Genomic DNA, 11811 nt, shown 5'->3' with positions numbered 1-11811 from the left:
ACTACTTGGGTGCCGAGGGAGACTCGACGGTGATGGATCCGTCGATGATGCCGGCCTTGATCGTGTCCAGCTCGCCCTGCAGTGCGGGGTCGACCTCGGACTCGAAGTCGTGGAACGGTGCGATACCGACGCCGTCGTTCTCCAGGGTGCCCACGTACGGGGTGTTGTCGAACGCATCGGCACCGGAGTTGGCGACGACCTCGTTCACACTGGTCTTGAGCCCCTTGGTCACCGAGGTCAGCAACAGGTCGCCGACCGACGGGTCGGATTCGAAGACGTCGGCGTCGGCGCCGATGAGGGCGACCGGACGCGAGGAGTCCCGAATGGCCTGTGCCGCACTCTGATAGATGGGTCCACCGACCGGGAAGATGACGTCGGCGTTCTGGTCGATCAGACCCTGGGCGGTGTTCTTGGCGACCTCGTTGGCGGTGAATCCGCCGGTGAACGAGCCGTTCTGCGAGGGCACGTCCCAGCCGATGACGCGGACTGCCTCGCCCTTCTGCTCGTTGAAGTAGTTCACACCGTCGGCGAAACCGTCCATGAAGATGGTGACGGTCGGCAGCTGGGAGCCACCGAACGTACCGACCACTCCGGTTGTGCTGTAGCTGGCGGCCGCGTAGCCGGCGAGGAATGCGGACTGCGACGCGTCGTAGGTCAGTGGCTTGACGTTCGGCAGATCGATGGTGGAGTCGTCGATGATCGCGAAGTCGATGTCGGAGTTGGCCTCGGCGGCGACCTTGGTGGCGTCGGCCAGATCGAATCCGACGGTGACGATGAGGTTGCAGCCCTGATCGACGAGGTTGTTGATGTTGGGGCCGTAGTCGGTGGGCGACGCGGACTCGACGGTGCGTGGCTCGACGCCGAGCTCCTCGGAGGCTTCGGTCAGGCCCTCGAACCCGAGCTGGTTGAACGACTTGTCGTCGAATCCGCCACTGTCGGAGACCATGCAGGGCAGGAAGTCACTCGATCCGCCTCCGCCCGATCCTTCGTCTTCGGGGGCAGATCCACAGCCTGCGATCAGGGCGATGGCACCGAGCGACGCGACGCCGCCGAGTGCTGCCTTCCGCGTACTCGTGCGGGTAACGAATGACAAGATGTCCTCCAATTTAGGTGTACTTCGTCTGGGTCGGGACGCTACTCGCGCGGGCGAGGGTGCGCAGGATTTCACTCAGGTGTCTTGTCGGGCACGGCCTTCTCGGAAGAGAGATCGTCGGGCAAGCTGCCGCCTTCACGGAGTATTCGTGCTTCGTCCTCACGCACCATCACTGCCGGCCCCGCTGCCACCACCGAGGGGTTCGGCGGAGTACCGGGCTTGAACACGTTGAAGAATACGTTGAGTACCACCGCGACGATGCTGGCGGCACTGATTCCGGAGTGGAAGATCGTGACGAACCAGTCCGGGAACTCGTCCCAGAAGTCGCTCGCGACAACAGGTATGAGGCCGAACGCCAAGGTCACCGCCACGATGACCACGTTGGAGTTGTTGTCGTAGTTCACCTTGCCGAGGGTGCGGATACCGCTGGCGGCGACGGTTCCGAACAGCGCGATTCCTGCGCCACCGAGCACGGGCAACGGGACGACCCCGACGACGGCCGCGAGAATCGGCGAAAGGCCCAGCAGCGCAAGCACGCCACCGCCCATAGCGACGACGAAGCGGCTCTTGATGCCGGTCATCGCGACCAGGCCGACGTTCTGCGCGAAGGCTGTGGCCGGGAAGGTGTTGAAGATCGGGGCGACGGCAGAGGAGACCATGTCGGCGCGCAGGCCGTCGCCGACGCGCTTGGAGTCGACGTCGGTTCCGACCACTTCGCCGACGGCGAGGATGTCGGCGGTGGTCTCGACCATGATCACCAGGATGACGATGGTCATCGACACGATCGCACCGACCGCGAAGATCGGCGAGCCGAAAGCGAAGGGTGTCGGGACGGCCACCACGGACGCGTCGGCGACGCCGTCGAAGTCGGTCCTGCCGACGATCAGTGCCGCGATGGTGCCGACGACGAGTCCGAGCAGGATCGACAGCCGCGACAGTCCGGGGATCTTGGTCATCACCAACACGGCGAGGAGGGTGAACATCGCCAGCCCGATGTTGCCGGGGTCCAGATAGTTCGGGTTCGGTGCTCCGCCCACCATCTCCTGGCCGGTGATCCAGCGCGCGGCCACCGGCATCAGGGACAGTCCGATGACGGTGATGATGCTTCCGGTCACCAACGGCGGAAAGAAGCGAACGATCTTGGAGAAGAACGGAGCGATGGCCAATCCGATCAGCGCGGCCACCAGAACGGCTCCGAGTACCGTTCGCAGTCCGGTTCGCCCGTCCTCCGCACTACCGATGATCGTCAGAACCGTCGAGACCGACGCGAACGAAATGCCCTGCACCAGCGGCAGTTGCGAGCCGAAGAACGGTATGCCGACCGTCTGCAGCACAGTTGCCACGCCACTGACGAACAGTGCGCAGGAGATCAACAGTGCCTGATCGGTCCCCGACAGTCCGGCCGCTCCACCGACGATGATCGGAACGGCGATGACGCCGCCGAACATCGAGAGAATGTGTTGCAGGCCGTAGCCGAACATCTGCAGCACCGGTGGGCGAGCGTCCTCTGGCCTGGTCATGGCCTCAGGCTAGGAACCGGACGTTACCGGCAGCAACGCCGTCCCATTTCCGGCGAGTTACGCTTCCCGCTTGTCCACCAGATGCTCGAATGCCTTCAGGTTCGCCAACGATTCGCCGCGCGAGACGCGCCATGCCCATTCGCGTTTGATGGACTCGGCGAATCCCAGTTCGAGCAGCACGTTGAAGTCGCCGTCGGCGGCCTCGAGGGTCTGGCCGAGAATGCGATCGAGTTCGTCACCGGTGACGGCGTGCAACGAGATTCGGCCGACGAGGTAGATGTCGCCGACCTTGTCGATCGTGTAATGGACTCCGTACAGGCGGCGGTTGCGTCGCAGCAGATACTTGTAGACGCCCTCGAAGTTCTCGTCGGGTTTGCGGCAGACGAACGCCTCGATGCGGACCCCGTGATGCCCGACGGTCAGCATCGTCGTCGTCTTGAGTTTGCGTTCCCCCGGCAACTCGACGGTGAACACGTCACCGCGCCGGGTGTAGTCCAGCTCGCGGTCCTTCAGTGCCCGGTCGATCAGTTCGGCAGTCTCGCTCATGCAGTCACAGCTCCTGATCTGCGTAGTTTCGACAATCCTCTGACGCGGCGCGGAGAGAACTCGCTCGGTCCCTCACCGCGGTCGAAGTGGAACTTGGCCTGCCGGTAGCTCTCGATGAGTCCGTCGGCGGTGTGCTCCCACGAGAAGTTGCGGGCGTGCAGCGGTGCTGCGGTCGCCATGTCGGCCAACGCAACTGGGTCCGACAGCATCGACGACAGCGCATCCGCCCAATCGTCGGTGCGGTGGCCCTGCACCAGGCGTCCGGTTTCGCCCGACCGCACCGCCACGCCGAGTCCGCCCACATCGGCGGCCAGGACAGGAGTTCCGCAGGCCTGGGCTTCGATGGCGACCAGGCCGAACGATTCGTTGTAGCTCGGCACGGCGACGATGTCCGCGGCGCGGTAGATCTGGGCCAGGCGCGCCGACGGTTGCGGCGGCATGAACGTCACCCGAGCAGCTATCCCGAGGTTCTCGGCCAGATCGATGAGGCTGTCGGGTCGATCCAGTCCACTGCCGGACGGGCCGCCGACGATGAGGACCCGCAGTGGTGTTCTCGGATTGCGCTGCAGCACTTCGGCAGCCGCGGCGATCAATACGTCGGGGGCCTTGAGCGGCTGGATGCGTCCGACGAATGCGACGATCGACTCGTCGGGATTCAACCCGAGTTCGGCGCGCGCCGCCAGCTTGTCCCCCGGATTGTATTGCGCCAGATCGGCTCCCGGAGCAACCACGTCGATCGAACCCTGCTGCGCTCCGTAGATCTCGACGAGGGACTTCGCTTCCTCGGTGGTGTTGGCGATGAGCCGATCCGCCTCGGCCACGACTTGCTGCTCACCGATCTGACGCGCGGCGGGCTCGGGCGAGTCGCCCTGCGCCAGAGACGCGTTCTTGACCGCGGCGAGAGTGTGCGCGGTGTGGACCAGTGGCACTCCCCAGCGATCGCGCGCCAGCCAGCCGACCTGCCCCGAGAGCCAGTAGTGCGAATGAACCAGGTCGTAGTAGCCGGGTTCGTGGCGCGCTTCCTCGCGCAGCACCCCGGCTGCGAAGGCGCACAGCTGTGTGGGCAGGTCGTGCTTGTCCAGGCCCTCGAACGGACCCGCGACGATGTTGCGCACCAGCACACCGGGAGCTGCCTCTACGACGGGAGCATCGGTCGACGCCGTCGCGCGGGTGAAGATCTCGACCTCCACACCTCGTTTGGCCAGCTCTTTAGCGCTCTGCAGCACGTAGACGTTCATGCCGCCCGCATCGCCCGTTCCGGGCTGCGCCAGCGGGGAGGTATGCAAGGACAACACAGCGACCCTGTTCAGCTGGCGTCCAGTCACTTCTTCAGTGTGCACGCCTCCACATTACGTCTCGATAACTACCCCTTCTCACGGCTGGCCCTGCGTCACACCGAGACCGTCGACGAACTCGCTCACCTCGGTGAGGAATCGCTGCGGATCGGCTACGAACGGGCCGTGGTCGACGCCCTCCCAATACGACGCCACCGCCGAGGGAATCAGCTCAGCAGCGTGCCGTCCGGCAGAGACGTCGACGACGGTGTCCTCGGTTCCGTGCAGCACGAACGCCGGGATGTCGAGGCCGCGCAGCAGGTCGTCGTGGCCGACCGCTCGATCGAACAGGGCGGCGCGAACCCGTGGCCTCGTGGACAGTGTCAGCCCGAACAGCGCCTGCGCTTCCGTACCCTTACCGTCCGTTGGCCCGGTCAGCGCGTGCCCGAAACTTCCGAGCGCCTTGATCGCGACGCGAGGCTCCTCGGCCATCGCTCCGGGGATCGCCGCTCGCATCGCCGTCCCGACGCGGCCGCCTGCCTCTCCCCTGCCGATGCTGGTGATCGCGCCGACGAGCACGATGCCCGCCACCGCGCCCGTGCCGTGTTCGGCGAGGTAGTCGCAGATCACCAGTCCGCCGTACGACCAACCCAGCAGCACCGCGTCGGCGGTGATGTTTTCGGCGGCCAGCACGGTAGCCACGTCTCCCGCCCAGTTCTTCGGGTTTTCGTAACCGGCCGACGGGGCGTCGGAGTAGCCGTGTCCGCGTAGATCCACCGCGAGAACGCGGTAGCGTTCCGCCAGGTCGGCCAGCAGTCCCTCGCCCCAGCAGGCCGAGCTCTGCGCCCACCCGTGCAGCAGGATCAGTGGCCGCGCCGCAGGGTCACCGCTGACGCGGTAGACGATGTTGGCTCCGTCGATGCCGGTGGCCTGACGAATCGGTCCTACTGCACGGGTGCTCGTATCGGGCTTGCTCATAGTGAGTGAACCTACGCGGCGGCCCTGCGCATCGAGGCGAGCGGATCGGAGTACAGGGCGCTGAGGGAGACCACAGTTGCGGCATACTCCTGCACCTTGTCACCGAAGCCGGTCACCCGAATGTCCCTGCGCTCCAACGTCGAATAGGTAGCGAAGGCCTGTCCCACGTGCGGAATTCCGGCCGGGTACGCCGTGAAGGCCTGACCTCCGAGTACGACGCGGTCCGGATTGAACATGTCGCGCAGCAGCGCCACCGTCCGACCCAGAATCTGCGCCCGCTCGACGAGCAGCTCCCGCGCCGCCTCCGAGCCGCTCTGCGCTGCTCGATACACCGCATTGATACTCGGACGAGGTTGCGGCGCAACAATTTTGCGGTCCACGGCTGCGGCGACCACCGCTCGATCACTGACGGATGCCTCGAGGCATCCGCGATTTCCGCAGTCGCACAGCGCCGACGATCCGGTGGGTAGATGCGCGATGGAGCCCGGTCCGCTCGTGGGGGTGTGCACGCGGCCGTCGATGGTCAGCGCCATGCCCGCGGTCTCACGGGCGTAGAAGTACAGCGACGTTCCGCTGGTGCTCTGCGCCACATCGCTGTCCGACAGCCGCGGCGCAAGGAGCAGCTCCGACGCCGCCATGGCCTCGACGTGGCCGGAGACCGAGATCGGCAGCCCCAGGCCACCGCCGATGATGCCGGCGACTCGGCCGTTCTCCCATCCCAACCGCGGGTGGTCGACGGTGCCGCTCGTGGTGTCGACGCGTCCACCGATCGCCACCCCGACCCACAGCGGGGTGCGGCGATGCCAGCGTCCGGCAAAGGCATGTGCGCTACGGGTGACGGAGGCAAGAGCTGTCTCGGAAGAGCCGGCGGGCGTGGGTATTTCGACGGCACCGAGAATGCGCCCCCGCAGATCGCTGACGGTGATGCCGGTGACGACGGCTCCGATGTGGATGCCGATGGTCGAGAACGGTTCGTGGTTGACCTCGAACGGCACCCGTGGGCGTCCGATTGCCCCCGGTGCCGTCAGGTCTGCGCGCTCACGGAGCAGTCCGACGGCGAGCAGGGCCGACACCTGACGGTTGACCGTGGCGATACTCGAACCGGTTGCGCGAGCGGCACGTTCGCGCGAGATGGGGCCTTCGACGCAGGCGACTCGAAGCACCGACGCGGCGGGACTGTCGGCGATCCGCAGATCGGGTGCGACGAGTTGGACGCGCGATCGAGGCCTCGGCAGAGACCGCAGGGAGGTGGGGCCGGAGTGGTGGTGCAGCGTTGATACGGACATCCGTTGTGGTCCTCAGTGGCAGACCTCCGCCGTGAATGGACAACGACGGAAGAGCGAAGTGATGCAGGTCAAGGGTGAGTGCGGCGGCCACGAAGGGACTACGGCACGCGAATCGACTGCCCGTAGCTCGAAAGGCTAGAGACAGATTCCTTGGCCGGTACAACACAGTTCCCGAGGAAGCGGCAAGCGAGAACCGAGGGACGCGGTCACATAGGTGACCCGCATCGCGGTGGTCTCACTGGCGGACATGAGTCCAAAATTAGCACCCTCGCGTCCGATGTCCAATCGGGCATCGGAAAGCACGGGGTACGCCGGGCATAGAATTTCGCCATGACCTCGTCCGAACACATTTCCCCCGATGCCCGAATCGCCGTCGTCACCGGAGCGAGCTCCGGCATCGGCGCGGCCACCGCCCGCCAACTCGCCGCCGACGGATTCCACGTCGTGATCGGAGCCCGCCGCCTCGACCGGCTGGAGGAGTTGGCGTCGGAGATCGGTGGTACTGCCCTGGAACTCGATGTGACGGACGAGGATTCGGTCGCCGCCTTCACCGCCGTCATTCCCCGCGTCGACGTGCTGATCAACAATGCCGGTGGCGCGAAGGGCTTGGCCCCCGTGATCGACGCCGACCTCGACGATTGGCGCTGGATGTGGGAGACCAACGTGCTCGGTACATTGCGGGTGACGAAGTCGTTGCTGCCCAAGCTGATCGACTCCGGTGACGGCCTGATCGTCACCATCACATCTGTCGCGGCGTTCGAGGCCTACGACAACGGTTCGGGCTACACCTCGGCCAAACACGCTCAGGCCGTGCTTCATCGGACGCTGCGCGGCGAACTGTTGGGCAAGCCGGTGCGGTTGACCGAGGTCGCGCCGGGTGCCGTGGAAACCGAGTTCTCGCTCGTCCGGTTCGACGGCGACGCAGCCAAGGCCGACGCGGTCTACCAGGGCATCACGCCGCTGGTGGCGAGCGACATCGCCGAGGTGATCGGCTTCGTGGCCTCGCGCCCCTCGCACGTCAACCTCGACCAGATCATCATCAAGCCACGTGATCAGGCCGGTCCGGGGCGCTTCTCCCGCACGTAGCGGCTTCGCCGCAGGTGAGCGGAAACTCGACCCCTGCTACGAGTTTTCGCTCACCTGCGGCTACGCCGCTCCCATCGACTCCCACGTCGGCCAGTCGATGGCCCAGTCGTACAGGTCACCGTCGGCTGCCGAGAGGTCGATTCGAGTTCCGGTGACCTCGACGGGGTCGCCGTACATCGCCGTCTGGAAGTACTCCTGCGCATCGGCGTCGGAGAGGTTGATGCACCCGTTGGTGACGTTCGACGCGCCCTGCACTCCGGTGGTCAGCGGATTGGCGTGGATGAATTCGCCGTTGTTGGAGATGCGCACCGCCCAGCGTTCGCGAACGTTCTCGTAGAACGGCGGGTTGGACATCAGGAAGTCCTCGTGCTTCTCGGTGACGACGTGGATGCCGCTGCGGGTGACGTTGCGGTCCTCGTTGCCCTCGCCGTAGCTGACGGGGATGTCCATGATCGTCTGGCCGTCACGCACCACCTGCATGCGGTGGCTGGTCGCGTCGGCGACGACCACCTGGCTGCGTCCGATGCTGAAGTTCAGGGTGACGTCGTTGGCACCGTACGCGCCGTCGCCGTAGCTCACGCCGTAGAGCTTGGCGTCCACCGAGACCGTCGTGCCGGGAGCCCAGTAGTCGGTGGGACGCCAGTGCACGCGCGAGCCGTTGTCGTCCGGGAACCAGGCCCACGCGCCGGGCGTCGGCGGGTTGGTGGTCACCGTCAATGCCTTCTCGACGGCGGCCTTGTCCGCGATGGCCGAGTCGAACTGCAGGATGATCGGCGCGGCGATGCCGACTTCCTGGCCGTCGCCGATGTTGGTGCTCACCGAGGTTCGACTGTCGGGTTCGACGGTGGTGAAGGCCCCGGTGATGTCGACGGTCTTGTTGTCGCTGCCGAGGGCGGTGCCCGACCACGTGTACTGCACGCCGTAGCCGAGAGGCTCGGTGACGGCATACGAGGTCTTGTCGGGCGAGAGCGCCCCCTGGACGACCTTGCCGTCGGGGTTGGTCAACGCCACCTGGGTGAGCGTTCCGTCGGCGACCGAGACCGAGATTGGGGCGACGGGACTGACGTCGACGGCACCTGCGACCGGGTTCTCGGTGACCTGGGCGACGGGAGCTGCCTCGGTGGTCGGGGCCGCGGCACCCGATCCGCCCTCGCCCGATCCGACGGTGCAGCCTGCCACGAGTGCCACCAAGGCGACGAGCACGGCGATCAACCACACCGTGCGCGTCCGTTTTGTCTGTTCTACCTGCTCATGCACGTTGTCCAACGTACCTGCGTCTGCGAACTACCCCGATTTTTGGGGGCAGTCTCACAGGTGCAGGAGTGGAGCCTGCGGAATGACTCAGAGTTTGCGTGTGCGCAGTTCGTGGCCTTTCGAGGTGAGGCAGCGGCCGGTCTCGAGGTTCCAATCCCATCCGTGCAGGTTGCAGGTGAGCTTCTTTCCCTCGACGATGCCGAATTTCGTCAGGTCCGCTTTCAGGTGTGGGCAGCGGCGTTGGATCTCGTAGCCGCCCATCGTGATCGTGGCGGTGTCGTCGTGCGCCTCGGAGAACCAACCGTCTGCGTAGGCGATGCGTTCGTCGGTGAGGCACTTGAAGAACGTGTAGAGAAATTCGTTGTAGCCGCCGACGCGTCGGGCCCGGAAGCGGGTGGACAGGAAGATCGAGTTGACCCAGTCCGGCTCCTGGTCGCGTATGGCGGTGCGTACCAGCTCCGGCGGGATGGTGAAGCTGTAGCGGAACTTCTCATCCGAAATCGGTTCGCGCACAATTCGTTTCGGAAAGTCGAGCACGACGGTTTCGTCACCCATCGTGATTCCGACGGGGTAGCCGATGCCGTCGCAGATCAGATCGGTCTGCGCCATGATCGGCTCGAACAGGCCTCGCATCGGCTCGAGCAGGGGCTCGCCCTCGGCCGGAGCCCAGGCTGCCTTCTCCGCAGCGATGACCGACGCCTGACGCTGGGCGTAGGCCTCGATGTAGTCGGCCTTGCCGGTGGTGAAGATGGCCTCGGCCTCGGCCGTCGGGATCGGGTGCTCGTGCGACTTCAGGTCCGAGCCCTCGAACGTCGCCGTCGTTCCGGGCATCATCAGCAGGCCCTTGTCGTGCCCGTGCAGACGCATCTGCTCGAGGAACACCATCTGGTCCGGGAACACGTTGGCCGGGTCGCCGTAGACGTCGTTGAGCGAGCGCAGATCGTCGTCGAGGAAACACGGCGGGCCCGCGGACGGAATCACCCACGTCGAGCCGACCTGCTCGATGTACTGGCGCGCCCGATCCATCTGGCGCTGACGCTTCTGGATGCCGAAGTTCTTCTTCGCGCGCGAGACCATGTCGTAGACCATCGGGTACCAGATCGCGCCCGAGTACTGCAGCATGTGCACGTCCACGGGACCGAAGTTCTCGGTCATCACGTCCAGGTCCACCGGCCTCGCGTCGTTCATGTTGAACGCGACGGTCTTGCCGTCCGAGACGACCAGACCCGAGTCGCCGATGGGACCGTCGGCGGGCGCACGCAGCGCGATGATCATGATGTCGAGATCGCCCTTGGGCCCGGAGATCGTGTGCTTGACCGAGTCCGTCGTCTCGTAGAACTTGTGGAACCCGAGCTTCTCGAGCTCGTGCTTGAGATCGAGCACCGGATAGTCCGGCAGCAGAACCGTCGCATCCTTGTTGACGTGTTCGGCCAGGTTCTTCGGGTCGAAATGGTCCTTGTGCAGGTGCGAGACGTAGAGGTAATCGCAATCACCCAGAGCGTCCCAGTCCAGGCCCGAGTTGTCGGGAAACGGGAACCACGACGCATAGAACGACGGGTTCACCCACGGGTCGCAGAGGATGCTTCCGGCGTCGGTCCGAATATGGAATCCCGCATGTCCCACGCTGGTGACCTGCACTGATTTACCTCCTACGAGCTTTCACTTGCAAAGCTCCATCGTATGCGCCGTTTCGACCTGCCCTAACCGAGCGCGCAGTTGACGAGGTCACACTCGGGCGTGAGCGTGACGCCGAACTTCTCCTGCACGCCGTCTCGCACGTGCGCAGCCAGCGCCATGATGTCCGACGCGGTGGCCCCACCCCTGTTGGTGACGGCAAGCACGTGCTTGGACGACAACGCCGCAGTGCCGCGCCCGAATTCGGTGCCGTAACCGCGCGGAAAGCCCGCGTTCTGGATCAGCCATGCGGCCGGAATCTTGGTTCCCGCGGGGTCGGGGAAGCTGGGCGCGTGCGCTGCGGCCTCGGGCACCTCGGGCAGTACCGGGTTGAGGAAGAACGATCCGACGCTCCACGTGTCGTGATCGCTCGCGTCGAGCACCATGCCCCGCTCGCCGCGCAGAGCCAGCACGGCCGCGCGCACGTCCGGCACCGGTACGACGTCGCCGATCTGCACGTCGAGACGCTCCGACAACGCCGCGTACCGCACCGGAAGCGACTCGGTCGTCTTCTTCAGCGCGAACGTCACATCCAGAATCACGTACCGCGAGGACCGCTTGAACACCGACGATCGATGCGTTCCGAATCCGCACTGCTCCGGCGTCCACACCGAAGTCTCCTGGGTCTGTCGGTCGTAGACGGTGAGAGCGTGCAGCAACTCCGACGTCGACGCGCCGTACGCGCCCACGTTCTGGATGGGCGTCGCACCGGTGGTTCCTGGAATGCCCGACAGCGCCTCCATGCCGGACAGTCCCGCATCGATCGTCGCCTGCACGACGGCATCCCACTCGACGCCCGCGTCGACCGTGACGATCTCGCCGTCGATCTCCAGCCGCGAACCGGTCACCCGAATCACCCGGCCGTCGAACCCCTCGTCGCCGACGACCAGATTGGATCCACCGCCGACGACCAGCACATCGGTCCCCGCGCGATCCGCGTCGCGCACGAGGGAGACCAACTCGTCGCCGGTCGTCGCGACGCAGAATTCACGGGCCGGGCCGCCCACCCGAATGGTGGTGAGCTCCGAAATTGCAGTAGGCACGGACTCTCACGCTACCGGTCGCGCACAAGCGTCGGACCCACCCGGTAACCTGCGGGG

10 protein-coding genes are annotated in these 11811 nt (G+C 65.6%); 1 reads left to right on the top strand and 9 read right to left on the bottom strand.

Translation table 11 applies throughout. The features are described 5' to 3' along the window. Position 1: 1 nt before the first annotated feature. From R4P47_RS08630 to R4P47_RS08605, 6 genes are all read right to left on the bottom strand, one after another. Positions 2-1093 (bottom strand): BMP family protein, encoded by a 1092-nt coding sequence (locus R4P47_RS08630; RefSeq protein ID WP_300520106.1) that lies wholly within the window; start codon positions 1091-1093, stop codon positions 2-4. Between the two features lie 71 nt (positions 1094-1164). Then, positions 1165-2613, bottom strand: coding sequence for a nucleobase:cation symporter-2 family protein (locus tag R4P47_RS08625; protein ID WP_317784542.1), 1449 nt, complete (start codon positions 2611-2613; stop codon positions 1165-1167). 57 nt (positions 2614-2670) lie between these two features. Continuing rightward, complete coding sequence (locus R4P47_RS08620; RefSeq protein WP_269595717.1) at positions 2671-3159, bottom strand: YbjN domain-containing protein; 489 nt, start codon at positions 3157-3159, stop codon at positions 2671-2673. Continuing rightward, entirely contained in the window at positions 3156-4484 is a 1329-nt protein-coding gene (mshA, locus tag R4P47_RS08615; protein ID WP_176460405.1) for a D-inositol-3-phosphate glycosyltransferase, read from the bottom strand. Before mshA ends, R4P47_RS08620 begins: the two co-directional genes overlap by 4 nt. 48 nt (positions 4485-4532) lie before the next feature. Beyond that, positions 4533-5411 carry an alpha/beta hydrolase gene (locus tag R4P47_RS08610; RefSeq protein WP_317784541.1) on the bottom strand — a complete coding sequence of 293 codons (879 nt, stop codon included), beginning with the start codon at positions 5409-5411 and terminating at the stop codon, positions 4533-4535. A gap of 11 nt (positions 5412-5422) precedes the next feature. After that, a complete protein-coding gene (locus R4P47_RS08605; protein ID WP_317784540.1) occupies positions 5423-6697 on the bottom strand; it encodes an ROK family protein in 1275 nt (424 codons plus the stop codon). 330 nt (positions 6698-7027) lie between these two features. On the opposite strand from R4P47_RS08605, the gene R4P47_RS08600 reads away from it, so the two are divergent. Continuing rightward, a complete protein-coding gene (locus tag R4P47_RS08600; protein WP_068046115.1) occupies positions 7028-7783 on the top strand; it encodes an SDR family NAD(P)-dependent oxidoreductase in 756 nt (251 codons plus the stop codon). A 60-nt stretch (positions 7784-7843) separates the two neighbouring features. Here the strand turns inward: R4P47_RS08600 and R4P47_RS08595 are convergent, their stop codons facing one another. The 3 genes from R4P47_RS08595 to R4P47_RS08585 form a co-directional block, all read right to left on the bottom strand. Further along, a complete protein-coding gene (locus R4P47_RS08595) occupies positions 7844-9040 on the bottom strand; it encodes an Ig-like domain-containing protein (protein WP_317784539.1) in 1197 nt (398 codons plus the stop codon). 84 nt (positions 9041-9124) lie between these two features. Next, positions 9125-10675: an MBL fold metallo-hydrolase gene (locus tag R4P47_RS08590; protein WP_317784538.1), complete on the bottom strand. Its 1551-nt coding sequence runs from the start codon at positions 10673-10675 to the stop codon at positions 9125-9127. 62 nt (positions 10676-10737) lie between these two features. After that, positions 10738-11754: a UDP-N-acetylmuramate dehydrogenase gene (locus R4P47_RS08585; RefSeq protein ID WP_317533403.1), complete on the bottom strand. Its 1017-nt coding sequence runs from the start codon at positions 11752-11754 to the stop codon at positions 10738-10740. Between the last annotated feature and the right edge of the window lie 57 nt (positions 11755-11811).

Source organism: Rhodococcus sp. IEGM 1370 (assembly GCF_033142325.1).
In the GTDB taxonomy this organism is placed as follows: Bacteria; Actinomycetota; Actinomycetes; order Mycobacteriales; family Mycobacteriaceae; genus Rhodococcoides.
This window is presented reverse-complemented; position numbering and strand designations above follow the sequence as displayed.

Coding starts and splice junctions, on each gene's coding strand:
- R4P47_RS08620 (WP_269595717.1), bottom strand. CDS start 3,159: ATGAGCGAGACTGCCGAACTGATCGACCGGGCACTGAAGGACCGCGAG.
- R4P47_RS08625 (WP_317784542.1), bottom strand. CDS start 2,613: ATGACCAGGCCAGAGGACGCTCGCCCACCGGTGCTGCAGATGTTCGGC.
- R4P47_RS08605 (WP_317784540.1), bottom strand. CDS start 6,697: ATGTCCGTATCAACGCTGCACCACCACTCCGGCCCCACCTCCCTGCGG.
- R4P47_RS08600 (WP_068046115.1), top strand. CDS start 7,028: ATGACCTCGTCCGAACACATTTCCCCCGATGCCCGAATCGCCGTCGTC.
- R4P47_RS08610 (WP_317784541.1), bottom strand. CDS start 5,411: ATGAGCAAGCCCGATACGAGCACCCGTGCAGTAGGACCGATTCGTCAG.